Below are 25,517 nucleotides of genomic sequence, written 5' to 3'. Positions count from 1 at the left end.
GCTCACTCACCCTTCGCCGGCTTGGCCTGCTTTTCGACTGCATCGAGCTGCTCAAGCAGGTCGATCAGCTTCGAGGGTATCTCTTCGCTCTGGACGGCGCCGTAGAGCGCCCGAAGCTTGTTTCCGATGTCCGAGTTCGGCCCTAGACCATCGTCCCGGCGCCGCCGCAGTAAACCCAAATCATTCATGGTGGTTTTTTCTCGCATAAACCCTTCGCCCCACAGCGGGATTCTGAAGCCCCCAGCATCCGGCCGCGGCACAGAAATGCGTCACAACGGGAAAAGTTCCAATTTTGCGGAACCAAGTTCGCGGCCCATCGTTTTGGGCATGGTAAGCTCTACAAGCGTCACGGGAGTAGATTGTCCATGTCTTTGTCCACGCGGATTGCGCCGCACCTTCCTTACCTGCGCCGATTTTCGCGCGCCGTAACGGGATCGCAGACCTCAGGCGACGCCTATGTGGCAGCAACTCTGGAAGCCCTGATCGCCGACCTGTCGATCTTCCCTGAAGCCTCCAACGATCGCATCGCCCTGTACCGGCTCTATTCGAAGCTGTTTTCGAGTTCAGCCATCCGGGTGCCGGAACCGACCTCGACCTTCCCCTGGGAATCGCGGGCGGCGGCCAATCTCGCCAATCTCGCCCCCCGGGCACGCCAGGCGTTCCTGCTGGTGGCCGTGGAGGGCTTCAGCCATGAAGAAGCGGCCGAAGTGCTCGACGTGAGCGCCGGCGATTTCGCCGACCTGCTCGCTCAGGCCTCCGCCGACATCTCCCGCCAGGTGGCGACCGACATCCTCATCATCGAGGACGAGCCGCTGATCGCGATGGATATCGAGCAGATGGTCGAGGGTCTCGGCCATCGCGTGGTCGGCATCGCGCGCACGCACAAGGAGGCGGTGGCGCTCTATCACAAGACCCAGCCGCGCATGATCCTCGCCGACATCCAGCTCGCCGACGGCTCGTCGGGCATCGATGCGGTGAACGATATCCTGCACACACACCCGATCCCGGTGATCTTCATCACCGCGTTCCCGGAGCGCCTGCTCACGGGCGAGCGGCCGGAGCCGACCTTCCTCGTCACCAAGCCGTTCAACCCCGATATGGTGCGCGCACTGATCAGCCAGGCGCTGTTCTTCGACGAAGGCTCGCGCGCAGCGGCATAGCCGTTATCGCATGATATGTTGGGGCCGGGCCGTTGCCCGGCCCTCTTTTTTGCCGGAACTCTTGGCCTTGCCTGCCGTTTATTGCCTATCGGATCAACGGAGTAACAAGAAAAATGCTACAATGGGCTCTGGTCTTCCTGGTTGTCGCGATCATCGCCGGCGTCCTGGGGTTCGGCGGCATCGCCGGCGCGGCGTCGGGCATCGCGCAGATCCTGTTCTTCCTCTTCCTCGCCTTCCTGGTGATCTCGCTGATCATCGGCCTGTTCCGGCGCGCATCCTAGAAATTCAGGATCGATAGCTCGAGCCGTCCCTGCCGGGTCCGCGGTTCGAGGTAGCGGCGGCCCCTTCCGAATGGATGGGGCCGCCAGCTTTTTCGGGCCCGTCCTCACAATCGCTGCCCAAAGAAAAGGCCCCGCCGGAGCGGGGCCTTTGATCGGTTGCTTGATCTGCCTCAGTTGAGGAGCTTGAACCAGTCGTCCACTTCCTTCTCGGCAATCTCCTGGGCCTTGCCGTAGCGCTCCTGGATCTTGCCGGCGAGCTGCTTGCGGTTGCCCTTGATGATGTCGAGGTCGTTGTCGGTGAGCTTGCCCCACTGGGTCTGCACCTTACCCTTGAGCTGCTCCCAATTTCCTTCGACCTGGTTCCAATTCATCGGACTTCTCCTTGATTGCTATTGAGACAGGAGGCCTGTCACGGGGCCCCCAGTGAAAGACAAACGCCGTCAGGAAAGGAGGGGTTCCGCAATTTGCTTGCCAGCACGCGCTTGTTTGGGTTTGGTGCGCCGATGCTGAACAGCCTGCCCCAACCCGTCGTCGAACTCGCCGATCTCCACAAGTCCTACGGCCCTGTCGAGGTGCTGAAGGGCATCACGCTGACCGCCCGCCAGGGCGATGTCGTGGCCCTTATCGGCTCCTCCGGCTCGGGCAAGTCGACGCTACTGCGCTGCATCAACATGCTCGAGGTACCCGAAAGCGGCACGGTGAGCGTGGCTGGAGAAGAGATCGCGCTCGTCGGCAGCCCGCCGCATCGCCGGCCCGCCGACGAGCGGCAAATCCGGCGCATCCGCTCCGAGCTCGGCATGGTGTTCCAGTCGTTCAACCTGTGGAGCCACATGACGATCATCGAGAACGTCATGGAAGCGCCGCTGCGGGTGCAGAAGCGCGACAAGGCCGAAGTGCGCGAGGAAGCGCTCGCGATGCTGGCCAAGGTGGGCATTCGCGACAAGGCCGACAGCTACCCGGCTCAGCTCTCCGGCGGCCAGCAGCAGCGTGCCGCCATCGCCCGGGCCCTCTGCATCAACCCCAAGGTCATGCTCTTCGACGAGCCGACTTCCGCCCTCGACCCCGAACTCGAGGTCGAAGTGCTTCGGGTGATCAAGCTGCTCGCCGACGAGGGGCGGACGATGATCCTCGTCACCCACGACATGCAGTTCGCCAAGACCGTGGCGAGCAAGGTGGTCTTCCTGCACCAGGGCAAGATCGAGGAAGAGGGCACGGTGGCTGAGGTGTTCGGTAACACCAAGTCCCTGCGGCTCAAGCAGTTCCTCATTGCGGCAGGCCATGGCTGACAATGAGAGTTGCCGACGAACTCATCTCGGTGCGCGACCTGCTGCGCTATGCTGTCAGCCGCTTCAACACGGCCAATCTCACCTATGGCCACGGCACCGCTAACGCTCTGGACGAAGCCGCCTTCCTGATCCTCGAAGGACTTCGCCTCCCCGTCGACGATATCAACCCCTGGCTAGATGCCCGCCTGACCCTCGGCGAGCGCGAGAAGCTGGTGGGCCTGTTCGATGCGCGCATCGAGACGCGGAAGCCGGCTCCGTATCTCGTGGGCAAGGCCTATATCCAGGGCATCCCATTCCGCGTCGATGAGCGGGTCATCATCCCACGCTCCTTCATCGCCGAGTTGCTGCTCCACGGTGAACTGGGCCCGGACCGCCTCGGCCTGATCGACGATCCGTCGGAGGTCGGCTCGGTGCTGGATCTCTGCACCGGGTCGGGGTGCCTCGCGATCCTCGCCGCCATGTGCTTTCCGCACGCCCGGATCGATGCCGTCGATCTCAGCCCTGACGCGCTGGGCGTGGCCCGGCTGAACGTCGATGACCACGGCGTCGGCGAGCATGTCGAGCTGCTCGAGGGCAGTCTCTTCGCCCCCTTGGCGGGGCGGCGCTACGACCTGATCATCACCAACCCGCCCTATGTGGCCGCCGGCGAGGTCGAAGCCTTTCCGGCCGAGTACGCCAGCGAACCACAGATGGCCCATCTGGGCGGCGAGGACGGGCTGGACCTCGTGCGCGAGATCATTGCCCAGGCGGGCCAACACCTTACGCCTGGCGGCGGAATGATTTGCGAGATCGGCACCGGGCGCCATTTCCTCGAACAAGAGTACCCGGACCTGCCCTTCGTGTGGCTCGATACCGAAGACAGTGAGGGCGAAGTCTTTTGGCTGGGCGCTGATTCACTGCAACAATTCCGCAACGATTGACCAAACGGTAAAAACCGATAGCGTTAGGCCGAGCTCGCCGCTTGGGGGCAGAGTGCCAATGGCCGGGGTCAGGACCGGCCCAAGAATTGTGCCGACCGAACGTCGGCGACAGGAGAGACGTATGAATAAGCTAGTCCTCGCAGCAGCGACGGTGCTTGCCCTTTTCGCGACCTCTGCCAACGCGCAGGCTATCCGTATCGCGACCGAGGGCGCCTATGCGCCGTGGAACTTCCTCGACGACGCCGGCAAGCCCGCCGGTTTCGAGATCGATCTCGGCAACGAGCTGTGCAAGCGCGCCGCTCTCGAATGCAGCTTCCAGGTGAACGAGTGGGACTCGATCATCCCGAACCTGGTCGCGGGCAACTACGACGTGATCATGGCGGGCATGTCGATCACCGATGAGCGCAAGCAGACCATCGACTTCACCACCAACTACTTCCCGCCCGATCCGTCCAACTACATGGTCCGGACCGGCACCCAGATCGACTTCAATGCGCTGAGCGGCAAGAACATCGGCGTCCAGGGCGGCACCATCCAGGCCGGCTATGCCGAGACCACCTTCGGCGGCAGCAACACCATCAAGGCGTTCGAGACCGCCGACCAGGCGCTGGCCGACCTCAATGCCGGCAACGTTGACGTCGTCCTCGCCGACGGCTCCTACATCTCCGAAATCGTCGCCGGTTCGGGCGGCGCCATCGAAGTGGTGGGCCCCGAGGTCATGCTCGGCAACGGCGTCGGCGCCGGCGTCCGCAAGGCGGATACCGACCTGCGCGACAAGCTGACCAGCGCAATCGACGCCATGAAGAAGGACGGCTCGCTCGACGCGCTGATCATCAAGTGGTTCCCCGACAAGGCGCCCGGCCCGATCTTCGCCGGCGGCTGATGTCATCCTACCGGGGCGGGCCTTCCCGCCCCGGCTGACTTTCGGGACCCTGATGGTCGACTTACTGCCGCAATGGCTCCAGGACTTCCTTGGGCAGGATGTCCTGTTCTGGCTGGGCTACTTCACCAACGGCAAGCATCTGAGCTGGTATGCGAGCGTGCAGTACACGCTGGCCGCCGGCGTCCTTGGTGCTGTCGTGGCGCTCGCCCTGGGCACCCTCGCCGCCGCCGGACGCAACTCCCGCTTCGGCCCGGCGCGGTTGGTCGGCGGCATCTACACCTCGGTGCTGCCCGGCATCCCCGACGTGCTGTTCTTCCTGTTCTTCCCGCTTGCCTTCGAGCAGGGGATGGAGTGGCTGCGGGCGCAGGCCGTGTGCAGCCCCATGGAACTGGCGTCCGGTCAGTGGCCGCCCTGCACTGCGGCGAACCTTCTGCTCGGCACGGGCGAATACCTGATCCTCGCCGGCGTTTCGCTTGGCATCGTCTACGGCGCCTTCGCCGGTAACGTGATCTCCGGGGCGATGAACGCTGTGCCGCGCGGCCAGCTCGAGGCGGCCCGGGCCTTTGGTCTCAGCCCCTGGCAGGTGATGACGCGCATCCATATCCGGCAGATGTGGGTCTATGCACTGCCCGGCCTCTCCAATGTCTGGATGCTGCTGTTCAAGTCGACCTCGCTGCTGTCGCTGCTGCAGATCTCCGACATGGTACTTTGGGCAGACCGCCTCGGCGCACCCAACTTCACGCGCTCGGCGGGCCTCGTCCATCCGGACTGGCGCTGGGGCTACTACCTCGTGTTGCTCGCCTTCTACATCCTCATCACCTTCATCTCCGAGAAGGTGTTCGCTGCCCTGACCCGCTGGGCAGGTCGCGGCATGGCAACGGCGGGAGCAGTCTGATGACCATGCTCGACGCCATCGCCACCGATCTCGTGCTGCTGGCCAAGCCGGCGCTGTTCAACATCTACTTCGCCATCGCCTCGATCCCCGTCGGATTCGTGTTCGCGATCTTCATGGCGCTGGGCAAGGGCTCGTCGAACCCGCTGATCTCGAGGCTCTGCCGGGGCTACATCTACGCGTTCCGCGGCTCGCCCTTCTTCATCCAGCTCTTCATGTTCTATTCGCTGGCGCTGGCCTTCAACCTGAGCGTGTGGAAGCCCCTGGGGATCGACTGGATCGTGCTCAACCCACTGATCCTCGGACCGGCAGTGCTGGCGCTGAACACCACGGCCTACACGGCCAACATCCTCCACGGCGCACTGATGACGGTGCCCAGGGGCGAAGTGGAGGCGGCGCGCGCCTTCGGCATGAGCCGCGCCCAGCAGTTCCGCGCCGTGATATGGCCCAATGTCATCCGCATCGCCTGGCCGGCCTACACCAACGAGGTGGTGTTCATGTTCCACGCCACCGCGCTGGTCTACCTCACCCTGCCGGTGATCAACGACCAGAAGGACCTGATGAACAAGGCCGGCGAGCTGTTCGAACGCGACTTCAACGCCTTCCTTCACTACCCGATCGCGGCGCTCTATTTCCTCGCCATCTCGGCCGCCATCTTCTTCGTTTTCGGGCGCGTTTATCGCCATCTCATGCGACACCTGCCCAAGCCGCCGGCGATGCGATTCTCGCCGCGCTGGATGCGTTAGGAGGCCACAAGTCATGGCATTCGAGAGGAAGGTCGTGCCACTGCGTGGCGACACGCCAGGTGCGATCACCGAGTTTACCTACTACGTGGTCGGACCGAAGGATGCTCCGGAGAAGGTGCACCTGCAGGCCGCGCTGCACGCCGACGAACACCCCGGCACCATGGTGCTGCACCATCTCCTGCCCATGCTGCGGCAGGCCGACGATCAGGGACTGCTGCGGGCGCGCTTCACCGTGATGCCGCTGGTAAACCCACTCGGGATGGCGACCTTCTCGCTGCGCCGGCATATCGGCCGCTACGACGCCAACACCGGCATAAACTTCAACCGGCGCTGGCCCGACCTGTTCCAGGCGGTGCGTAGCCAGCTTGCCGGACGGCTGAGCGACGACGAGCGCTTCAACGTCAACCTGATCCGCAAGGCCGTCGCAAACTGGATCGACGCGCAGCAGCCGCGGTCGGCGGCCGAGCAGTTGCGTCTGCTGGTGATGAAGGAGGCGCACGACGCCGAGTTCGTCTTCGACCTCCACTGCGACGATGACTCGCTGATCCACATCTTCACCTCGCCCGAGCTGATGCCGGAGTTACAGGACCTCGCCGACTGGATGGGCGCCGCGGCGACGCTGACGGCAGCCGATTCCGGCGGCGGCTCGTTCGACGAGGTGCTGCCGCAGCTCTACCGCAAGGTCGCGCTGGCCAATCCCGGCAAGCCCGTTCCCATGGCGAGCGCGACGGCGACGCTGGAATATCGCGGCCAGGCCGATGTGTTCGACGAACTGGGCGCCGACGACGCCCGCCGGCTGTGGGGGTTCCTCTGCGGCCGCAACCTGATCGACGCCGATCCGGGCGAGCGCCCTGCCCCGCTGTCGCAGGCCACGCCGTTCGATGCGACCGAGATCGTGCGCGCTGACCGCCCCGGGCTCGTGGCCTATCGGGTCGACCTCGGCGAACTGGTGCGCAAGGGCCAGCCGGTGGCGGACCTGATCGCGCTCGACGGGCCGGAGGCCTTCATGGCGCGCACGCCGATCCTCGCAGGAACGGACGGACTGGTGCTGTCGCGGGCCATGGCGAAGTACGCACCGCGCGGCGCCGGGATCATGAAGATCGTCGGCACCGCACCGCTTGTTGGCCGGAAGGGCGCGTACCTGCTGGAGGACTAGGTGTTGAGCCCGAACTCCTTGTGGCCGAGCGCCGTCATCACGCCGCGCAGTTCCGCGAGGCCCTTTAGGCGGCCGATCGTCGGATAGCCTGGCTGAGCGCGACGGCCGAGGTCGTCGAGAATGTCCTGCCCGTGGTCGGGCCGCATCGGAATCTGCGCATCCTCGCGGCCCTCAGCCTTGCGGCGCGTCTCTTCCCTGAGGATCGCGGCAATGAGTGCCACCATGTCGGTGTCGCCACCCAGGTGCTCGGCCTCGTAGAAGGAGCCGGCGATGTCGTCGGTGTCGCGCTTGACGTTCCTCAGGTGCAGGAAGTGCACCTTGGGGCCGAACTCATCCATGATCGCAGGCAGGTCGTTGTCCGGCCGTGCGCCGAGCGAGCCGGAGCACAGCGTCATGCCATTGGCGGGGCTATCGACCGCGCCGAGCACCTGCCGATAGTCGGCAGCCGTCGACATGATGCGCGGCAGTCCGAGCAGCGCGAACGGCGGGTCGTCCGGGTGACAGCACATGCGCACGCCGACTTCCTCGGCGACCGGCACGATCTCGGAAAGGAAGTCGATGAAGTGCTTGCGCAACTGGTCGACGGAGATGTGGCCGTATTCGGCGAGATGCGCCCGAACATCGTCGAGCGTCATGCTCTCGGTCGAGCCCGGCAGGCCCATCGTGACGTTGCGAGCGAGCTGCTTCTGCGTCGGCTCATCCATGCCGGCGAAACGGCGGCCAGCCTCGGCGACGACCTCGGGCGAAAAGTCCCTACTCGCGCCGGGACGCTGCAGGATGTGGATGTCGAAGGCGGCGAAGTCGTTGATGTCGAAGCGCATGCAGGTGCCGCCATGGGCAACCTCGTAGCGCAGGTCGGTGCGTGTCCAGTCGAGCACAGGCATGAAGTTGTAGCAGACGACGCGCAGGCCGGCGGCCGCGACGTGCCTCAGGCTCTGTTTGTAATTCTCGACATGGGCGCGCCAGTCGCCCTTCTGCTTCTTGATGTCCTCGGACACCGGCAGGCTCTCGATGACATCCCACTCGATACCGGAGGGCTTGCCGTCGCTGCGGACGCGGATCTGCGCCTGGCGCCGGCCGATCTCCTCGGCGGTCCACACCGCGCCATTGGGCACGTGGTGGAGCGCCGTCACCACACCTTTAGCGCCGGCTTGCACGATGTCGTCGATCTTCGCCAGATCCGCAGGTCCGAACCAACGCCAAGTTTGCCGCATGTTGTGTCCTCCCGACGCTTACATCCGCCTCGGCCGGTGCTAGTATGGCACACGACGGGGAGTCAACATGACCATTGAACTGGAGCTCGGCACGCAGCCAAGCGGTGCTGGAGTGCGTCAGGCGTCGATGAGCTTGCGCGTCTACGACGCGGTGCGCAGTGCCATCGTGCAACTGCAGCTTCGACCGGGGCATCTGTTGTCCGAAGCCGAACTGGCGCGCCAGCTCGGGGTTTCACGGCAGCCGGTGCGCGAGGCCTTCATCAAGCTCACCGAGGCGGGACTGGTTGAAGTCCGGCCGCAGCGCGGCACCTTCGTGAAGCTCATTTCCATTCGCGAGGTGAAGAACTCCCGCTTCCTCCGCGAGGCGATCGAGCTCGCCGTGGTCCGCAAGGCCGCGGAAGCGGTGACTTCCACCGACATTGCCGAGTTGCGCAGGCTGCTCGCGGCACAGCAGGTGGCGCTCAAGGGCCGGCTGGAAGAGTTCATGCAGCTCGACGACGAGTTCCACTCCACGATTGCCGGGCTCGCCGACTGCGAGCACGCCTGGCGGCATATCGTGAGCCTCAAGGCCCAGCTCGACCGCGTGCGCTATCTCGGCTTCCCCGATGCCACGCCCCGCCCGCAGGTGGTGGACCAGCACACCAAGATCGTCGACGCCCTCGAGCAGCGCGATGGCGACGCAGCCTCGGCCATGATGCACAAGCACCTCAACGAGATCGTGCCGTCGCTCCCGCACCTGGCCGAGACCCATCCGGACCTGTTCGCGGCCGAGGGCTAATCCATCGCTGCTTCGAGGAGCGCCCGATAGTCGGCAGCGCTGGCGAGGCGCGGGTTGGTCGCGTGGCTGTGGTCGGCGAGCGCCCGTTCGATCACCCAGTCGAAGTGATCCTCGCGCACGCCGAGGACCCGCAGGTTCGCCGGAATGCCGAGCCTGCGGTTTAGCGCATCGAGTTCGAGCGCGAGATCGGCCGCCAGCGGCAGGCCCATCGCAGCCTTGAGCCGGCCGAGCTTCTCGCCGATCTCCGGCTGGTTGAAGCGCAGCACCGGCGGCATGAGGATCGCGTTGAGCGTACCGTGGTGCAGCGAGACATCCTTGAGCCCGCCGAGAGCGTGGCTGAGAGCGTGTACGGCGCCCAATCCCTTCTGGAACGCCAGCCCGCCCATGAGGGCCCCCATCATCATCTCGGACCGCGCGGCGTGATTGCGCCCGTCTGCGACGACCGTCTCGATGTTGCGCCAGATGCGCCCTGCCCCGTCGAGCGCAATGGCCTCGGCCGGCGGATTGAGGCGCGGCGAGCAATAGGTCTCGATGCAGTGGCTGAGCGCATCGAGCCCGGTCGCCGCGGTGAGCCCCGGCGGCAGGCCGTAGGTCAGTTGCGGATCGCAGATGGCGCGTTTGGGAATGAGGTGAGGAGAAATGAAACCGAGCTTGCCGCCATCGTCCAGCGTGATGAGCGCGGCGCGTCCAACCTCGGCTCCGGTACCTGAGGTGGTCGGCACGGCGACCATCGGCGCCACGGCAGAGATACGCTCGAGGCCACCATAGATCATGGCGTACTGCTCGAGCGTGCCGGCATGCGTCGCGAGCAGTGCCACGCCCTTGGCGAGATCGATGGGCGAGCCGCCGCCGATGGCGACCACGCCGTCGCAGCTCTCGGCCCGGTAGAGGGCGAGCGCGGCATGGACGGCCGCTTCGGTGGGGTTGGGCGGCGTATCGAGGAAGACTGGCGTGCCGGCGGGCATGTGCGCGAGGATTTCCGCCACCAGTCCCGCGCCGGCGATGCCGTGATCGGCGACCAGCAGCGGACGCTGCACATGCAGTTCCTCCAGTGCCTCGGTTATCGTGGGCAGCGCGCCCGCGCCAAACTCGATGCTGGTGAGGTAATTGATGCGGGCCATGGTCTATCCGTTCGCGAGTTCAATAAGGACATCGGCGTGGCAGGGCGTGCCCGCCTTGCACCAGCAGGCGAGGTTGTGGCCGGCTAGTTCTGCGCGGATCAAGTCGCGGCTGGGCGGCGGTCCAGGGGACAGGTCGGGATCGAGCGTGCCCAGCAGCCAATGCCCGCACAGCTCGACCGCCTTGACCTGCGCGGCCCCCTTGTCGAGGCCGTAGCGCCTGCCTGTATCCTCGATGGTGAATGGGTTGCCCCACTTGCCCGGTCGCGTGATCAGCTTGGCCGGCAGGCCGTTGAGGGCGTGCGACGCCTCCTGCAGGTTGAAGCCGGCCCGGTGCGAGAGCTGCATGCGTTGCGGCCTGGGCATCAGCGGAGCTCCTTGTCGTAGACGAACTTGGGCATCTGGATTTTGAAGAGGATGGCGAGGACCCGGAAGGTGAAGCCGAACGCGATTGTGCCGATTACTACGAGATCATGAGGCAGATCGGAGATGTGCCCGAAATAGTAGAGCACGCCAGAAACGATGGCGACCGTTGCATAGAGTTCGGACGAGAACACCAGCGGCACGTCTCCGCACAGGATGTCGCGCAGGACGCCGCCCACAATGCCGGTCAGGAGCCCCGCGACGATGACGATGATCGGCTGCTGGCCCATCTCCAGCGCGACATTGCACCCGATGATGGTGAAGGTGGCGAGGCCAACCGCGTCGAGCAACAGGAACGGCCAGCGCAACGCCGCCATGTAGCGCGCCATGACGATCGGAACGAACGCCGCGATGCAGCAGACGACCAGCAGGTACGGGTTTTCGACCCAGACCAGCGGATAGTGCCCGAGCACCAGGTCGCGCACGGTGCCACCGCCAAGCGCCGTGACGCAGGCAATGACGCACACGCCGAACCAATCCATGTTGCGGCGACCGGCGGCGAGCGCAGCCGACATGGCTTCGGCGGTGATCGCGACGTAGAAGATCGTATCAAGCATGGTGCCCCCGGGAATCTCCTTTCCCGAGAGACTACAGCAGATGATCCGGGGTGGGGCTAGCTGGCCGACTGGATGGTGATGACCTTGACGTCGAACGCCTCGCACGTGTCGTCCTCGCAGACACCGTTGAGCCAGACCTGGCCGTTGCCGAACATGAGGCCCTGGTAGTTGACGAACAGCGTTGCCCAGGTCTGCTCGGTCACGGCGTTGCGGATCTCATCGGTCATGATGCTGTCGTAGTGCTCGACGAGTTGTGCCTCGTCGGCGATCGTCATTTCCTCGCCATCGGCAACCACCTTGAGCGGATAGCTCACCCATTCGGCGAAGCCGGCAGCATCGCCATCGGCGACGGCCTCCTGGATGGCATCGAACGCGGCGCGATAGACCGTGTGATCGCCGAGCACGTTGTCGATGGCAGCATCGATGTCGGCATCGGACTGGGCCATGGCCGGGGTGGTGGCGAGGCAGACGGCGAGCATCAGGCCGGCAATCAACTTCAGCATCAGTCTGTTCCTCGTTGGAAACGGGTCGCCCTCAACCCATTGATAGCGCAGACTATATGACGGCGAGAAGTGAGGGGCGACAAGATGCGCAAGCCACAGAGCATGAAAGCGCTGGAGGAACTGGGCCGGGTGCGGCTCAGCGAGAATTTCTTCATGCGCGACTTCCTCCATTCGGAGATCGCGAGCTTCTACGGCATCCCGAACATCCCCGACGATCCGGACCTCGCCATCGCCGCAGGTCGGCGCCTGTGCGAAGAGTGCCTCGAGCCCTTGCGGGCCCGCTTCGGCCGCATCTCGATCCGCTCGGCCTTCCGCTCGGTCGAGGTCAACCAGTTCGGCAACGAGCACGACCTCAACTGCGGGCGCAACGAGACCAACTTCGCCGGCCACATCTGGGATCGCCGCGATGCCACCGGCGGCATGGGCGCCACCGCCTGCGTGATCGTCCACGCCCTGATCCCCTACTACGAGGCTACCGGGCGCTGGGAGGCATTGGCCTGGTGGATCCACGACCACCTGCCCTATGACGACCTCGAGTTCTTCCCCAGGTTCGCCGCCGTGAACATCAACTGGCGCGAGCACCGGCGCGGCCGGATTTACTCGTTCATCCCGCCCCGCCGGGGATTGCTGACCAAGCGGGGGCAGGAAAACTTCGAAGGGACGCACGAGGGCGAATACGCGGAGTGGCTGGCTGGGCTGTGACCGCTAGCCGATGTCGAGCCCCAGGCGGGCGCAGAGCGCCGCGGTGATGGCCGACCTGTTGCTGCGGAACCGATCCCGCCTGTGGCGACGCGCGCGTTCCGTATCGTTCGTCCCCGCGGCGGCGGTCAGGTGGATACCGTGCCGCGCCATCCAGTCGCGGTCGGCCTCGTAGCCAAGCTGGATCAACTCGTCATCGATACGGCCGCCCTCCTCGAGCTTCTCGCGCAGCCGCTCCTTGTGGGCCGTCCATTTCCCGTGGTTGTCGCGGTCGATCGGACGTACGCCGTTGAGGGCGAGTTGCGACCCGACTGATACGTCACCCCTGGAGTGAAAGTCGGAGAACCGGCCGGTCTTCGACAGGAACGGGAACCGGGCCGCGATCCGGTCCTGAACCTCGTCAGGACGTGCGATGAGGTCCTCGTACTTGATCCACAGGAACCGGGGATGGTTCGCGTGCCGCTGGACCAGGTTCCACCCCTCCTTGAAGCGGCCGATCGAGGTGTGCACCCAATAGTCGTCTGGCATGCTGCCGTGCTTGCTGATCACCGTGTCCCGGGGATCGCGCACCATGCAGATGGCATGGAAGCGCGGATCCAGCCACAGGCGCGGCGCCAGATACCGCAGATCCTGCGGGGCCTTTGTGAGAGAAATACCCGCGCACCGCCGAAGCCGATAAAGCCGTTCTTCGTGCGCCGCCGACCTGTCGATCCTGAAGCAGAGCCGCATGCATTCGGCCAGCAGGGTCGTTCCCGTCCTCGGGTTCACTCCAACGATGTGTATGCGGCGCATTTCCTGCTCGGCTCGGGCTCCGCGACACCGGCTGCCGTGGACGCCGGGTTGGTAGCAGGCCCGGCCGCAGGGCGCCACTGGTGTGCAATATTCAATCCTTCGGCGCAGTGGACGGGGTGCCGTCCACCCGCTACCCCTTGTGGCAACAGGAGGAACCACTGATGACCACGCACCGCTTCGTCCCCACCGAATGGCACAACGTCCTGGGGACGCTGCCCCCTGCCCTGACCGTAGCGTCTGGCGACACGGTGATCACCGAGACGCTCGATGCCTGGGGCATCGACAAGGACGGCGAGAAGCGGCGGCCTGGCCCGAACCCGATGAACGGGCCTATCCATATCGAGGGAGCCGCGCCGGGCGATGCACTGAAGGTCGACATCATCCGCATGACGCCCAACCGTGCGACGGGCTGGACGCGCTCTTCGCTCGCCGGCAACGTCGTCGATCCGGAATCCGTGCGCGACCTGCCCTCGCGCGATCCTGTGACCTGGGCCATCGACCGGCAGGCGGGGACAGCGCAGCTCAAGGACCCGGTCCCCGGGCTGGAGCACTTCGTGCTGCCGCTTGAGCCGATGATCGGTTGCTTCGGCGTGGCGCCCGCGCTCGGCCAGGCCTTCTCCACCGCGACCAGCGCCGAGAATGGCGGCAACATGGACTATCGCGGCTGCCGGCCCGGCGCGACGATATGGTTTCCGGTGGCCGTCGACGGCGCGCTGTTCTTCCTGGGCGATTGCCATGCCATCCAGGGCGACGGCGAGATCGTCGGCACCGGCATCGAGACGAGCTACGAGGTCGAGGTGCGGCTGACGGTCGAAAAGGACAGGAAACTGGTCTGGCCGCGCGGCGAGAATGACGACGAGATCTTCTCGGTCGGCAATGCCCGCCCGCTCGACCAGGCGCTGCAGCACGCAACGACCGACATGTTCAACTGGCTCTGCACCGACTACGGGCTGAGCAAGACGGCAGCCAGCCACCTGATGGGCCAGGTGGTGCGCTACGAGGTCGGGAACGTCTATGACCCGGCCTATACGATGGTGTGCAAGATCGCGAAGAAGTGGCTGCCGAAAAAGTGACGCGCTCCTCTTTCTGAGGGGAGGCGTTGATCCATCGACGTCTCCCTCTGGGAGAAGGTGCCCTTGGGCGGATGAGGGAGTGGCTTCCATAACCGGTCAAGCTGGCTTGCGCTCCGACCGGGCGACCTATGGTTGTTGCTCCTCATCCGGCGCTGTGCGCCACCTTCTCCCGCAAGGAAGGAGGGAAACGGAGGCTAATGCTCCATTTCAAGGAGAAAGCAGCGGCGGCAGGACCGCCGCTGCCTAAGGTTGGAGCGACATTGACTGCGGCTCCGGGAGGATATCGTTTAGCTCTAGAAATGCTCGGCGCCGCTCGTCGCGGTCACCATGAGAATGAATAAACGCATCAACTTGGCATTCCAGTTAAATACCTAAGCAATGCCACTCTAGAACCAATTTCGCGAGATGCAATGGTCTTGCGGCACCAAATGGTACAAACGGCGCAGGTGCTGAAGGGTTCGATAGCGCCGCTCCACATCTGTATCGTCACCTAACGTACTGCCACATCAGTTGAATATCGCCGGACAGCTCGACCGCATTGCACACCAGGCGGTGGTTTCAGATTGGACTTATCCACCGCCCGCCGGGCGCCAGGAGTTGCGAGCGCGTATCGGCAATTGTCCGCATTGTTGACGTCGCGCGAGACTCGTACGTTGCCTGAACCGAACGGGAGGCACCGGACAGCGTGGACCTTGAAGCAGCCATGAATACGCGCGCGGCTGCGGACATGCCCGCGCCTGACGCGGGCATGTCCGCAGCCGAATTCATTGATCCGCGTACACCCCGCCGGCCATTGGCCCTGCCGGACAGCGAACGGACCTATGCCTTCTCGCTCGACAACGACCTCATCAAGCTCGTGACGCTGACCCCGCGCCGGGGCGAACTGGCGATCCGCGTCCGCTACGCCACGGACGCGGTGCTGCAGGAAGACCGCCACGTGATCGCCATGCCCGGCACGGCCGAGATTACCGCCGACGGGCTCGGGCTGGTCGTGACCTGGCGTGCGCCGCTGCTTCCCGGACTGAACTGGCCGGTTACAAGGCGCACGCGCCGGTTCTGATCGATCAGCCGCCGATGCGGCCGCCGAGCTCGTCCTCGATGTGGATCCGGATGATTTCGTCGAAGGTCTTCTCCGCCTTGAACCCCAGGGACTCGGCGCGCTTGGCAGCAAAGTTCTTCGGCCAGCCGTCGACCATGCCGATGATACGCTGGTCCGGCACTTCGCGGATAAGTTTGACGGCACTGTCGCCGGCCACGCGGCGGAGCGCTTCGATTTCCTCGCCGACGGTGGCGGACAGGCCGGGCACCGACAGCGTGCGGCGCCAGCCGAGCTTGGTCGTATCGAGTTCCGCCGCATGCGTCAGGAAGCCGATCGCGGCGCGCGGGCTGGCGAACCAGTGGCGCACGTCCTTCGATACCGGCAGCACTGCCTCCTGCCCCACCAGCGGCTCGCGCAGAATGTTGGAGAAGAAGCCCGACGCCGCGGCGTTCGGCTTGCCCGGGCGGATGGTGATGGTGGGGAGGCGAATGCCCACGCCATCAACGAAGCCCTTGCGCGAATAGTCGTTGAGCAGCAGCTCGCAGATTGCCTTCTGCGTGCCGTAACTGGTGAGCGGGGTGTTGAAGAACTCGTCGCCGATGGCGTCCGGGAACGGCGCGCCGAACACGGCGATCGACGAGGTGAAGACGAGGCGCGGCAGATATGGCGCCTTGAGGCCTTCCTGGCGGATGGCTTCGAGGAGGAAGCGCATGCCATCCATGTTGATGCGATAGCCCTTGTCGAAATCGGCCTCGGCTTCACCCGAAACGATCGCGGCGAGGTGGAAGATCAGGTCCGGACGGCCGGCGATCAGCTTGGTGGCCTCGCCCGGCAGCGAGACGTCGGAGACCAGCGTCTGCACGTCGCCGTTGAAGTCGATCCTGGCCGGCTCCACCACGTCGGTGAGCGTGAACTTGCTGATGGCCTTGCCGCCCACCTGCCCCGACTTGAGCAGCGCAGACGTGAGCTTGCGGCCGATCATGCCGGCCGCTCCGATGATCAGAATATGCATGAAGTCTCCTCGCATTTTGGCGCGGAGATTAGCGGCCTGCGCGCTGGGCGCAAGCCGCGCTTTCGTACAACTACGGCGCTGTGTAGCCGCCGTCGACGAGGTGATAGCTGCCGGTGATGAAGCTGGCTTCGTCGGACAGGAGGAACGCCGTCAGGGCCGCGACTTCCTCGGGTTGGCCAAGCCGGTTCATGGCGTGCTTGCTGGCGATGAACTTCAGCGTCGCATCGTCCATCGTCTTGGTGAGCAGCGGGGTTTCAATGAAGCCGGGGCCGATGGCGTTCACGCGCAAACCCTTCTCGCCATACTCGAGGGCCGCGGACTTGGTGAGACCGACCACGCCATGCTTGGCCGCCACATAGGCCGGAGCGTTTGCGAAACCGACCGAGCCCAGGATGGAGGCGACGTTGACGATGGCGCCACCGCCGGAGGCGAGGATGGCCGGGATCTCATAGCGCATGCCGTAGAAAACGCCGTCGAGGTTGATGCCGATCACCTTGTCCCAGGCATCGACGGGATACTCACCGGTCGGCGCGGAGGCGCCGCCGATGCCGGCGTTGTTCACAGCCAGGTGGAGGCCGCCATAGGTCTTCTGCGCGAAGGCGACCATGGCTTCGTTCTGCTTGGGATCGGCCACGTCGACGGCGAAGCTTGCTGCGGTGCCGCCAGCCTTGGTGAGGGACTCCGCCGTCGCCCTGGCCGCATCGGCGTTGAGATCCGCCACGACGACCTTGGCGCCGCCGGCCGCGAGAGCCTTGGCCACGGCCTCGCCGATACCAGACGCGCCACCGGTGACGATCGCTACGTTGCCGTTGAAGTCAAAGCTCATCTTCAGTCTCCATCACTACGATCCTAACGACATAGGAGCCTGATGGAGCCGGTTCAGCTGCGCATTGACCTCGATCAATCGAACAGTGCGTTCGAGCGTCAACAGACGGTTTCGAAGCGCTCCACACATGTACGCACAACCTCGTCGCCCGGGCGTTTCCACCAGTTGTCGCGGCTGAATATCTCGACTTCCTGCGGGCCGTGGTAGCCGGCGGCCTCGATCATCGCGCGGATGGATTTGAGGTCGACGACGCCGTCGCCCATCATGCCGCGGTCGAGCAGCATGTCGGTGGTGGGCACCAGCCAGTCGCAGATGTGGTGCGCGAAGATGCGCTGCTCGCGTCCGGCGCGGGCGATGGCGGCGGCAAGGTTCGGGTCCCACCAGACGTGGTAGACGTCGATGGCGACGCCGACGCCTTCGCCGAGTTGCGCAGCGATATCGAGCGCCTGGTCGATGGTGTTCACGCAGGCCCGGTCGGCGGCATACATCGGATGCAGCGGCTCGATGGCGAGGGGCACGCGGGAGGCGCGGGCATGCGGAAGCATGGCGGCGATGCCGTCGGTGACCATCTGGCGGGCGCCGGCAATGTCCTTGGACGAGCCGGGAAGGCCACCGACGACGAGGACGAGGCAATCGGCGCCGAGCGCCGCGGCTTCATCGATGGCGCGCAGGTTGTCGTCGATATTGGCCTGCCGGCCCGCAGCGGTTTCTGCCGGGAACATGCCGCCACGGCAGAGGCCGGTGACGCGCAGGCCGTTGGCCTTGATGATGCGAGCAGCCTCGGTGAGGCCGACGGAGGCGACCTGATCGCGCCAGGGCGAGATGGCGGTGACGCCGTGGCGGAGGCAGTCGTCGATCATCTGCGCAAAGGTCGAGCCGTTGCGCAGGGTGGCGAGGTTCATGGAGAGCTGGCCGCTAGACATCGCGCTCATCACCCCTCACCCGTCCCGGCTTCGCCGGTCCACCCTCTCCCCGACGGGGAGAGGAATACCGACTGCGCAGTCGGCGCCCTGTTCTTCTCCCCGTCGGGGAGAAGGTGGCGCGCAGCGCCGGATGAGGGGTTCGCGGGCACGATCAAACCACCCCATGCACAGCCAGCACGCGCTTCATCCGCTCCGCGGCCAGTGCCGGATCGGCCAGCACGCGCGCCTTGTCCGCCAGCCGAAACAGTTCGCTGAGGTGCTGCAGCGAGCGGGTGGACTGCTGGCCGCCGATCATCGTGAAGTGGTCCTGTAACCCGTTGAGATAGGCGAGGAAAACCACGCCAGTCTTGTAGAAGCGGGTGGGCGCCTGGAAGATGTGGCGGCTGAGCGGCACGGTGGGCTCGAGCAGCTCGAAGAACTCGTTGTCGCTGCCGCGACCCAACGCTGCGAGCGCGGCGGAGGCGGCAGGCGCGATGGCGTCGAAGATGCCGAGCAGCGCATCGGAGTGGCCCTGCTCGTCGCCGGCGATCAGCTCGGCATAGTTGAAATCGTCGCCGGTATACATCCGGACGCCGGCCGGGAGGCGGCGGCGCATGGCGATCTCTTTCTCCTTGCTCAGGAGCGAGATCTTGATGCCGTCGACCTTGTCGGCATGGGCGGCGATGACGTCGAGGCAGACATCCATTGCCTCGTCATGCGTGGCCCTGCCCCAGTAGCCTTCGAGTGCGGGATCGAACATCTCGCCCAGCCAGTGGAGGATCACCGGCTGCTTCACCTGGGAAAGGATGCGGCCGTAGACGCGGGCGTAATCGTCGGGCGATTTCGCCGCGACGACGAGGGCGCGCGAAGCCATCAGGATGACCCGGCCGCCCTGCCCTTCGACAAAGCCGACCTGCTCCTCATAGGCGCGGATCACGTCATCGACGGTGACATTCGGGCCAGGCACGAGGTGATCCGTGCCGGCGCCGTAGGCGATCAGCGCGTCCGAGCGGCCGCGGGCTTCGGCCTGGGCGCGTCGGATCAGCTCCTGCGCGTCGGTCCAGGTCAGGCCCATGCCGCGCTGCGCGGTATCCATGGCTTCGGCGACGCCGAGGCCGAGGTCCCACAGGCGGTGGCGGAATTTCAGCGTGGTGTCCCAGTCGATCGCCGGGTTGAGCCACGGATCGTTCGACGCCAACGGGTCGGCGACGACGTGCGCGGCGGCATAGGCGATGCGCGGGAAATCGCTGGCGGCGTGCTTTTCGAACGGGATCGGCGTGCCGCTGAGGCGATAGGTGGTGAGGGTGCGATCGGGGTTGGGGAGCAGGAGTTCAACCATAGGCAGACGGCCCCCTCCCGGCCTCCCCCACAAGGGGGGAGGTGAAGAGTCGAGGGTAGAGCTCGATCGTGCCCGACACGCCGGCAGGCACCTCCCCCCTTGTGGGGGAGGATGGGAGGGGGGTGTCTCTCTCAGTCAGCATCTCAAATCCCCAGCGCCGGCACATCCAGCCAGCGGCGCTCCTTCCAGCTTTGCAGGCCGAGCATGGCGAGCTGCACGCCCTTGGCGCCGGCTTCGAGGCCGTAGGGCCAGGGCGCGTCCTCGGCGACGTGCCTGAGGAACATTTCCCACTGCGCTTTGAAGCCGTTCTGGGCCGGCCAGTTATCGGGCACTTCTTCCCAGTTCTGGAAGAAGTCGATGGTCTGCGGCTGGTCAGGGTTCCACACGGGCTTCGGCGTATTGACCCGGTGCTGGCTGAAGCACTTGTGGAGGCCGGCGACGGCCGAGCCGTGCGTGCCGTCCACTTGAAATGTCACGAGATCGTCGCGGCGGACGCGAACGTCCCAGCTCGAATTGATGTGGGCGACGACGCCGCCGGCGAGCTGGAAGGTCGCGTAAGCCGCATCGTCCGCATCGGCGGTGTAGGTGTTGCCGCGCTCATCGACGCGGGTCGGAATATGCGTGGCGCCGAGGCAACTTACGGCCTCGACCTCGCCGAAGAGGTTATCGAGCACGTAGCGCCAGTGGCAGAGCATGTCGAGGATGATGCCGCCGCCATCGGCCTTGCGATAGTTCCAGCTCGGGCGCTGCGCCGGCTGGCCCCAGTCGCCCTCGAACACCCAGTAGCCGAACTCGCCGCGGACCGAGAGGATGCGGCCGAAGAAGCCGGCGTCCTTCAGCATCTTGAGCTTCAAGAGGCCGGGCAGGAACAGCTTGTCCTGCACCACGCCATGCTTGATGCCGGCCGATTTCGCCTTCTTCGCCAGGGCGATGGCGGACTCGAGGTCGTCGGAGACCGGCTTTTCGCAATAGACGTGCTTGCCGGCGTCGATGGCGCGGCTGAGCAGTTCGGCGCGCATCTGCGTGGTGCCGGCGTCGAAGAACACGGTGTCATCGGGATTGGCGAGGGTGGCGTCGAGGTCGGTGGACCAGCGCGGGATCTGGTGCTTTTCGGCAAGTCGTTGAATCTTCTCGCGATCCCGGCCGACGATGATCGGATCGACGACGAGACGGTCGCCGTTGGCGAGGGCGACGCCGCCCTGTTCGCGGATGGCGAGGATGGAGCGCACCAGGTGCTGGTTGTAGCCCATCCGGCCCGTCACGCCGTGCATGATCAAACCCAGCCTGCGCTCGGCCATCCGACCCCTCCCTCGTCCACTCTTTGTAACTGCTTGGTTACTTAGATAGACATGGCTAGGATGGACCGTCAAGGCGGGCCATTTGCCACTCAACGAAAGAACGATTTTCGTTCGAAGCGTAGCTTGCTCTTGGGGCGTCCGGATGCCAATGGCGGCACGGGGCGCAATGTAACCGCAGCGATGCGGGAGGGGACTAGATGGCCGACGAGGCGACAGCGGTGAAGGTGAGGAGGAGCGCCGGCAAGGCTGCCCAGTCCGCTGCCCCGGTGCGCCCGCGCGATGCCGAAAAGACCAAGACGACGATCCTCAAGGCGGCCCGAGACGAGTTCTGCGAACTGGGGTTCGACGGCGCCCGAGTGGACTCGATTGCGGCGCGGGCCAAGGCCAACAAGCGGCTGCTCTACCACTATTTCGGCAACAAGGAGGCCCTCTACGAGGCGGTTCTTCTTGATGCCTATCAGGAGATCCGCCGCGGCGAGCGGGAGTTACGGATCAGCCAGTATGATCCTATTGAGGCTGTGGACCGGATCATCCGGTTTACATTCCGGCACTTCCTCGCGAACCCCTGGTTTCCCCGGCTTCTGTCTGTGGAAAACCTGCAGAACGCCCGCTTCGTCAAGAAGATCAAGCATGTCGAGGAGATCCGCTCACCCATCGTGGGCGAGCTGCAGGAGATCGTGAAGCGCGGCCACGCGGAAGGCACCTTCCGCACCGACGTCGACCCGATGCAGCTCTACATCTCGATCATCTCGCTCTGCTATTTCTACGTCTCCAACATGCAGACGCTCAGCGTCGTTTTCGGCAAGGATCTCAGCCAGTTCGCGCTGATCCAGGACCGCGAGGCGCAGGCCGTGCAGATGGTCGTCGACTACCTCAGGACGCGCCGCTGAGCCGTCCCTTTTCGGCAGCCTGGCTGACCGTTTCCGCCCTTAATCTGAACGCCGCCTGAGCGTAGCCTGACAGCTGGACCGCGTTGGAACTTGGGGTCAAAACCCGGGTCCCGTATGGGGTTTGTGCGCCCATGGACCACGGACTTCCGCCAGTATTTGGCCGCTTGACAGCCCCCGTGTCCCGGCTCATGGTTGTAACCAATTAGTTATTTAGCGCCAACAAGAGCGCATGAGGGATCGGGGTCGGCCGAGCCGCCCCCGGAGGATGAACGGGAGGAAATCTATGACCATGAAGCTAGACCGCCGTCAGTTTCTGCTCGGCTCGACGGCGCTCGCCGCCGCGGCCGGCATCTCGCCTGCATTTGCGCAGGAAGCCCTGCGCCTGATCTTCTGGGGCAGCCAGGCCCGCGCCGATCGCACCTACGGGGTGACCGATCTCTACGCCAAGGCCGGCGGCCCGGCGATCGAGGGCGAGTTCCTCGCCTGGAACGACTACTGGCCCAAGCTCGCGACGCAAACCGCCGGCGGCAATGCGCCCGACGTCATCCAGATGGACTACCGCTACATCGTCGAATACGCCAAGCGTAACGCCATCGCCCCGCTCGACGACCTGGTCGGCGGCGCGCTGAACCTCAGCGATTTCGACCAGGACCAGCTCGATGGCGGCAAGGTCGACGGCAAGCTCTATGGCATCAGCCTCGGCGCCAACTCGGTGGCCCTGATGATCAACACGGCCGACTTCGAGAAGGCCGGCCTCGACGTGCCCGGCCCGAACACGACCTATGCCGACCTGACTGCGATCAGCGAAGCGTTCAAGTCCAAGGGCGTCGGCAAGGCCGTGGTCGCCGACGGTTCGGTCTCCGAGCCGATGTACGAGAACTGGCTGCGCCAGCGCGGCAAGGCGCTCTACACCGCCGACGGCAAGGTGGCCTTCGACGAGACCGATGCGACCGAGTGGTACAAGATGTGGGCCGACTTCCGCGCCGCCGGCGTGTGCGTCTCCCCCGACGACCAGGCGCTCGACACCGGTCCGCTCGAGACCACGATGATTACGCTGAACAAGGCGTCGGTGATCCCGTCCAACTCCAACCAGCTGGTGGCCTTCCAGGCGATCAACAAGGACAAGATCACCATCTCGAACTTCCCGCGCATCGCCACCGACGCGCCTGGCGGCCACTACCGCAAGCCCTCGATGTTCTTCTCGATCGGCGGCTCGTCCACCCAGCAGGAAGACGCGGCCAAGTTCATCAGCTTCTTCGTCAACGACCAGGACGCCAGCAAGGTGCTCGGCGTCGAACGCGGCATCCCCTGCTCGAAGGCCGTGCGCGACGCGCTCGCCCCGACCCTCGACGAGCAGAGCCAGGTGGCGCTGAACTTCGTCGCCAACCTCGGGCCGCTTCTCGGCGCCCTGCCCCCGTCCCCGCCGGCCGCTGCCGGCGAGATCGACGCTTCCCTGTTCCGTATCCTCGGCCAGGAAGTGGGCTTCGGCGCCAAGACCCCGGAACAGGCCGGACCCGAGCTCGTCAAGGGCGCGACCGACATCCTGAACCGCGCGGCCTGACGTCATGACCGCGCCCGCCATGGAGGCCGGAGTCCCCCATGCCGGGGGTGCGGTGCACCAGTCGTGGTGGTCGAGGGTGTGGGAAAACCACGCCCCCGGCTACCTCTTTCTGCTGCCCTGGTTCATCGGCTTTCTCGGCCTGACCATCGGGCCGATCATCACCTCGTTCTATCTGAGCTTCACCGATTTCGACCTGCTGACCTCACCCGAATGGGTGGGCGCGGATAACTACATCCGCATGTTCACGGCCGACCCCAAGTTCATCGCCTCGATGCGGGTGACGCTGACCTTCGTCATCTTCTCGGTGCCGCTGAAGCTCGCCTTCGCACTCGGCGTGGCGCTGCTGCTCAACCGCGGCATGCGCGGCCTGCCGCTCTATCGCGCGCTGTTCTACCTGCCGAGCCTGCTCGGCGCGTCCGTCGCCATCGCGATCCTGTGGCGCCAGCTCTTTTCCGGCGACGGGCTGGTCAACGACTTCCTCTCGATCTTCGGCATCCAGGGCCCGAGCTGGATTTCCAACCCGCGTTATTCGCTGTGGACGCTGATCGTGCTGTCGATCTGGCAGTTCGGCTCGCCCATGATCATCTTCCTCGCCGGGCTGCGGCAGATCCCGCAGGACATGTACGAGGCCGCGAGCCTCGACGGCGCCAGCAAATGGCGGCAGTTCTGGAAGATCACCCTGCCGCTGCTCACGCCGGTGGTGTTCTTCAACGCCATCATCCAGACGATCGAGGCGTTCAAGAGCTTCACCCCGGCCTTCATCATCTCGGCCGGCACGGGCAACCCGATCAACTCGACGCTGTTCTACACGCTCTATCTCTACCAGGAGGCCTTCGGCTTCTTCCGCATGGGCTATGCCTCGGCGCTGGCGTGGTTCCTGCTGGTGCTGGTCGGGTGCTTCACGGCGTTCTCGTTCCTCACGAGCAAGTACTGGGTGCACTATGATGATTGATGTGCACCTCGCGCAGTTCGGCGCTCCCCTCCCCCTTGAGGGGAGGGGCCGGGGGTGGGGGTCGAGCAGTCAGCATCGGCCCGGCCATCCGGCACAACCTCACCACCCCCTCCCCCCGCCCCTCCCCTCAAGGGGGAGGGGAGCAGACCTGGGCAAGTGGCTGCAGCGAGGCACAAGATGACCGTCACCGCCGCGGCCCCCAAGCTCACTGTCGTCACCGAGGCTTCGCCGGGCAAGCTTGCGCGGAAGCGCGTCCTCGGCGTGCTCGCGCATGTCGCGCTGATCGGCGCATCGATCCTGATGCTCTATCCGCTGCTATGGATGCTCTCGGCCTCGTTCCGGCCGGAAAACGAGATCTTTTCGGGCACGCTGATGCCGAGCGTCTGGAGCCTCGACAGCTATTTCCGCGGCTGGAACGGGCTGCGCGTCAGCTTCGGCACCTTCTTCTGGAACTCGCTGGTGATCTCGGTCACCTGCGTGATCGGCAATCTCATCGCCTGCTCGATGGCGGCGTTCGCCTTCGCGCGCCTGCGCTTCAAGGGCCGCAGCTTCTGGTTCGCCATGATGCTGATGACGCTGATGCTGCCCGGGCAGGTGACGCTGATCCCGCAATACGTGCTGTTCCGCGAGCTGGGCTGGGTCGACACCATCCTGCCGCTGGTCGTGCCCAAGTTCCTCGCGGTCGATGCCTTCTTCGTCTTCCTCATGGTCCAGTTCTTCCGCGGCATCCCGCGCGAACTCGACGAAGCCGCGATGATGGACGGCTGCTCGGCCTGGCGCATCTACTACAAGATCATGCTGCCGCTCAGCCTGCCCGTGCTGGCGACGGCCGCGATCTTCACCTTCATCTGGACCTGGGACGATTTCTTCGCCCCGCTCATCTACCTCAACGAGATGAAGCAATACACGGTCATGCTGGGGCTGCGGACGTTCACCGACTCGACGGGCGAGAGCGACTTCGGCGGGCTGTTCGCCATGAGCGTGCTGAGCCTCGTGCCGATCTTCGTGTTCTTCCTGTTCTTCCAGCGGCTGCTGATCGAGGGGATTGCGACTACGGGGATGAAGCGGTGAGCTCCGAGCGCGCGGCTCACCCCTCATCCGCCCTTCGGACACCTTCTCCCACAAGGGGAGAAGGGTCCTCCACCGGCATCTCAGTCGGGCCTTCTCCCTTGATGGGAGAAGGTGGGCGAAGCCCGGATGAGGGTGGGGCCAAGCGC

The 25,517-nt window shown here is 65.1% G+C and carries 29 protein-coding genes; 16 read left to right on the top strand and 13 right to left on the bottom strand.

All coding sequences use genetic code 11. The annotated features are described in order from the left end of the window. Nucleotides 1-2: 2 nt before the first annotated feature. Nucleotides 3-188, bottom strand: coding sequence for a NepR family anti-sigma factor (locus PRN20_RS16930; RefSeq protein WP_273958743.1), 186 nt, complete (start codon nucleotides 186-188; stop codon nucleotides 3-5). 177 nt (nucleotides 189-365) lie between these two features. Between PRN20_RS16930 and PRN20_RS16925 the strand changes: the two genes are divergently transcribed. Both PRN20_RS16925 and PRN20_RS16920 read left to right on the top strand, forming a co-directional pair. Further along, nucleotides 366-1,160 (top strand): response regulator, encoded by a 795-nt coding sequence (locus PRN20_RS16925; RefSeq protein WP_273958741.1) that lies wholly within the window; start codon nucleotides 366-368, stop codon nucleotides 1,158-1,160. 113 nt (nucleotides 1,161-1,273) lie between these two features. Next, on the top strand, nucleotides 1,274-1,441 hold the full coding sequence (locus PRN20_RS16920; protein WP_273958739.1) for a DUF1328 domain-containing protein: 168 nt from the start codon (nucleotides 1,274-1,276) through the stop codon (nucleotides 1,439-1,441). A gap of 170 nt (nucleotides 1,442-1,611) precedes the next feature. Here the strand turns inward: PRN20_RS16920 and PRN20_RS16915 are convergent, their stop codons facing one another. Further along, nucleotides 1,612-1,812, bottom strand: coding sequence for a CsbD family protein (locus PRN20_RS16915; RefSeq protein ID WP_273958737.1), 201 nt, complete (start codon nucleotides 1,810-1,812; stop codon nucleotides 1,612-1,614). 132 nt (nucleotides 1,813-1,944) lie between these two features. Here PRN20_RS16915 and PRN20_RS16910 point away from each other — a divergent pair, with 132 nt between their 5' ends. The 6 genes from PRN20_RS16910 (at nucleotide 1,945) to PRN20_RS16885 (ending at nucleotide 7,324) form a co-directional block, all read left to right on the top strand. Beyond that, nucleotides 1,945-2,727, top strand: coding sequence for an ABC transporter ATP-binding protein (locus tag PRN20_RS16910; RefSeq protein WP_273958735.1), 783 nt, complete (start codon nucleotides 1,945-1,947; stop codon nucleotides 2,725-2,727). A gap of 29 nt (nucleotides 2,728-2,756) precedes the next feature. Next, a complete protein-coding gene (prmB, locus tag PRN20_RS16905; protein WP_443112579.1) occupies nucleotides 2,757-3,647 on the top strand; it encodes a 50S ribosomal protein L3 N(5)-glutamine methyltransferase in 891 nt (296 codons plus the stop codon). Between the two features lie 121 nt (nucleotides 3,648-3,768). After that, a complete protein-coding gene (locus PRN20_RS16900) occupies nucleotides 3,769-4,530 on the top strand; it encodes a transporter substrate-binding domain-containing protein (protein ID WP_273958731.1) in 762 nt (253 codons plus the stop codon). A 52-nt stretch (nucleotides 4,531-4,582) separates the two neighbouring features. Then, nucleotides 4,583-5,425, top strand: a complete 843-nt coding sequence (locus tag PRN20_RS16895) for an ABC transporter permease subunit (RefSeq protein ID WP_273958730.1) — start codon at nucleotides 4,583-4,585, stop codon at nucleotides 5,423-5,425. Beyond that, on the top strand, nucleotides 5,425-6,168 hold the full coding sequence (locus PRN20_RS16890; protein ID WP_273958728.1) for an ABC transporter permease subunit: 744 nt from the start codon (nucleotides 5,425-5,427) through the stop codon (nucleotides 6,166-6,168). The genes PRN20_RS16895 and PRN20_RS16890 overlap by 1 nt, the downstream gene beginning before the upstream one ends. A 13-nt stretch (nucleotides 6,169-6,181) precedes the next feature. Continuing rightward, on the top strand, nucleotides 6,182-7,324 hold the full coding sequence (locus tag PRN20_RS16885) for a succinylglutamate desuccinylase/aspartoacylase family protein (RefSeq protein WP_273958727.1): 1,143 nt from the start codon (nucleotides 6,182-6,184) through the stop codon (nucleotides 7,322-7,324). On the opposite strand, the gene uxuA is transcribed toward PRN20_RS16885, so the two are convergent. Next, complete coding sequence (gene uxuA, locus PRN20_RS16880; RefSeq protein ID WP_273958726.1) at nucleotides 7,321-8,538, bottom strand: mannonate dehydratase; 1,218 nt, start codon at nucleotides 8,536-8,538, stop codon at nucleotides 7,321-7,323. The genes PRN20_RS16885 and uxuA overlap by 4 nt on opposite strands. Before the next feature lie 67 nt (nucleotides 8,539-8,605). On the opposite strand from uxuA, the gene PRN20_RS16875 reads away from it, so the two are divergent. After that, a complete protein-coding gene (locus tag PRN20_RS16875) occupies nucleotides 8,606-9,316 on the top strand; it encodes a GntR family transcriptional regulator (RefSeq protein WP_273958725.1) in 711 nt (236 codons plus the stop codon). Here the strand turns inward: PRN20_RS16875 and PRN20_RS16870 are convergent. From PRN20_RS16870 to PRN20_RS16855, 4 genes are read right to left on the bottom strand one after another with little or no spacing between them, the layout of a single operon-like run. Beyond that, nucleotides 9,313-10,437 (bottom strand): iron-containing alcohol dehydrogenase, encoded by a 1,125-nt coding sequence (locus PRN20_RS16870; RefSeq protein ID WP_273958723.1) that lies wholly within the window; start codon nucleotides 10,435-10,437, stop codon nucleotides 9,313-9,315. The genes PRN20_RS16875 and PRN20_RS16870 overlap by 4 nt on opposite strands. A gap of 3 nt (nucleotides 10,438-10,440) precedes the next feature. Beyond that, the gene (locus PRN20_RS16865; protein WP_273958722.1) at nucleotides 10,441-10,800 is read right to left on the bottom strand and encodes a DUF4326 domain-containing protein; all 360 of its coding nucleotides are present in this window, start codon (nucleotides 10,798-10,800) and stop codon (nucleotides 10,441-10,443) included. Next, on the bottom strand, nucleotides 10,800-11,414 hold the full coding sequence (locus tag PRN20_RS16860; protein ID WP_273958720.1) for a trimeric intracellular cation channel family protein: 615 nt from the start codon (nucleotides 11,412-11,414) through the stop codon (nucleotides 10,800-10,802). The genes PRN20_RS16865 and PRN20_RS16860 overlap by 1 nt, the downstream gene beginning before the upstream one ends. A gap of 56 nt (nucleotides 11,415-11,470) precedes the next feature. Beyond that, nucleotides 11,471-11,917: a hypothetical protein gene (locus PRN20_RS16855; protein ID WP_273958719.1), complete on the bottom strand. Its 447-nt coding sequence runs from the start codon at nucleotides 11,915-11,917 to the stop codon at nucleotides 11,471-11,473. A gap of 84 nt (nucleotides 11,918-12,001) precedes the next feature. Between PRN20_RS16855 and PRN20_RS16850 the strand changes: the two genes are divergently transcribed. Beyond that, nucleotides 12,002-12,619: a hypothetical protein gene (locus tag PRN20_RS16850; RefSeq protein WP_273958718.1), complete on the top strand. Its 618-nt coding sequence runs from the start codon at nucleotides 12,002-12,004 to the stop codon at nucleotides 12,617-12,619. A gap of 3 nt (nucleotides 12,620-12,622) precedes the next feature. Here the strand turns inward: PRN20_RS16850 and PRN20_RS16845 are convergent, their stop codons facing one another. Further along, nucleotides 12,623-13,408 carry a sulfotransferase domain-containing protein gene (locus PRN20_RS16845; protein ID WP_337956259.1) on the bottom strand — a complete coding sequence of 262 codons (786 nt, stop codon included), beginning with the start codon at nucleotides 13,406-13,408 and terminating at the stop codon, nucleotides 12,623-12,625. Nucleotides 13,409-13,569: 161 nt separating this feature from the next. Between PRN20_RS16845 and PRN20_RS16840 the strand changes: the two genes are divergently transcribed. Continuing rightward, nucleotides 13,570-14,481, top strand: a complete 912-nt coding sequence (locus PRN20_RS16840; RefSeq protein WP_273958715.1) for an acetamidase/formamidase family protein — start codon at nucleotides 13,570-13,572, stop codon at nucleotides 14,479-14,481. 748 nt (nucleotides 14,482-15,229) lie between these two features. Beyond that, on the top strand, nucleotides 15,230-15,541 hold the full coding sequence (locus PRN20_RS16835) for a hypothetical protein (RefSeq protein ID WP_273958714.1): 312 nt from the start codon (nucleotides 15,230-15,232) through the stop codon (nucleotides 15,539-15,541). Nucleotides 15,542-15,545: 4 nt separating this feature from the next. Here PRN20_RS16835 and denD read toward each other — a convergent pair whose 3' ends face one another. The 5 genes from denD to PRN20_RS16810 form a co-directional block, all read right to left on the bottom strand. Beyond that, entirely contained in the window at nucleotides 15,546-16,532 is a 987-nt protein-coding gene (gene denD / locus PRN20_RS16830) for a D-erythronate dehydrogenase (protein ID WP_273958713.1), read from the bottom strand. 70 nt (nucleotides 16,533-16,602) lie between these two features. Beyond that, nucleotides 16,603-17,358, bottom strand: a complete 756-nt coding sequence (locus tag PRN20_RS16825; RefSeq protein WP_273958712.1) for an SDR family NAD(P)-dependent oxidoreductase — start codon at nucleotides 17,356-17,358, stop codon at nucleotides 16,603-16,605. A 98-nt stretch (nucleotides 17,359-17,456) separates the two neighbouring features. Next, nucleotides 17,457-18,281, bottom strand: a complete 825-nt coding sequence (locus tag PRN20_RS16820) for a sugar phosphate isomerase/epimerase family protein (protein ID WP_273959047.1) — start codon at nucleotides 18,279-18,281, stop codon at nucleotides 17,457-17,459. A 151-nt stretch (nucleotides 18,282-18,432) separates the two neighbouring features. Next, the gene (locus PRN20_RS16815; RefSeq protein WP_273958711.1) at nucleotides 18,433-19,599 is read right to left on the bottom strand and encodes a dihydrodipicolinate synthase family protein; all 1,167 of its coding nucleotides are present in this window, start codon (nucleotides 19,597-19,599) and stop codon (nucleotides 18,433-18,435) included. A 143-nt stretch (nucleotides 19,600-19,742) separates the two neighbouring features. Continuing rightward, nucleotides 19,743-20,897 (bottom strand): Gfo/Idh/MocA family protein, encoded by a 1,155-nt coding sequence (locus PRN20_RS16810; protein WP_273958709.1) that lies wholly within the window; start codon nucleotides 20,895-20,897, stop codon nucleotides 19,743-19,745. Between the two features lie 197 nt (nucleotides 20,898-21,094). On the opposite strand from PRN20_RS16810, the gene PRN20_RS16805 reads away from it, so the two are divergent. The 4 genes from PRN20_RS16805 (at nucleotide 21,095) to PRN20_RS16790 (ending at nucleotide 25,371) form a co-directional block, all read left to right on the top strand. Then, entirely contained in the window at nucleotides 21,095-21,787 is a 693-nt protein-coding gene (locus PRN20_RS16805) for a TetR/AcrR family transcriptional regulator (RefSeq protein WP_273958708.1), read from the top strand. A 283-nt stretch (nucleotides 21,788-22,070) separates the two neighbouring features. Next, nucleotides 22,071-23,348 (top strand): ABC transporter substrate-binding protein, encoded by a 1,278-nt coding sequence (locus PRN20_RS16800; RefSeq protein ID WP_273958707.1) that lies wholly within the window; start codon nucleotides 22,071-22,073, stop codon nucleotides 23,346-23,348. Nucleotides 23,349-23,352: 4 nt separating this feature from the next. After that, nucleotides 23,353-24,300, top strand: a complete 948-nt coding sequence (locus tag PRN20_RS16795) for a carbohydrate ABC transporter permease (RefSeq protein ID WP_443112578.1) — start codon at nucleotides 23,353-23,355, stop codon at nucleotides 24,298-24,300. Nucleotides 24,301-24,600: 300 nt separating this feature from the next. Then, the gene (locus PRN20_RS16790; protein WP_273959045.1) at nucleotides 24,601-25,371 is read left to right on the top strand and encodes a carbohydrate ABC transporter permease; all 771 of its coding nucleotides are present in this window, start codon (nucleotides 24,601-24,603) and stop codon (nucleotides 25,369-25,371) included. The last annotated feature ends 146 nt before the right edge of the window (nucleotides 25,372-25,517 follow it).

It is taken from the genome of Devosia sp. ZB163 (assembly GCF_028613635.1).
Taxonomy (GTDB): domain Bacteria; phylum Pseudomonadota; class Alphaproteobacteria; order Rhizobiales; family Devosiaceae; genus Devosia_A.
Note: the sequence above shows the minus strand (reverse complement) of the source record. Positions and strands in the feature narration are given on the sequence as shown.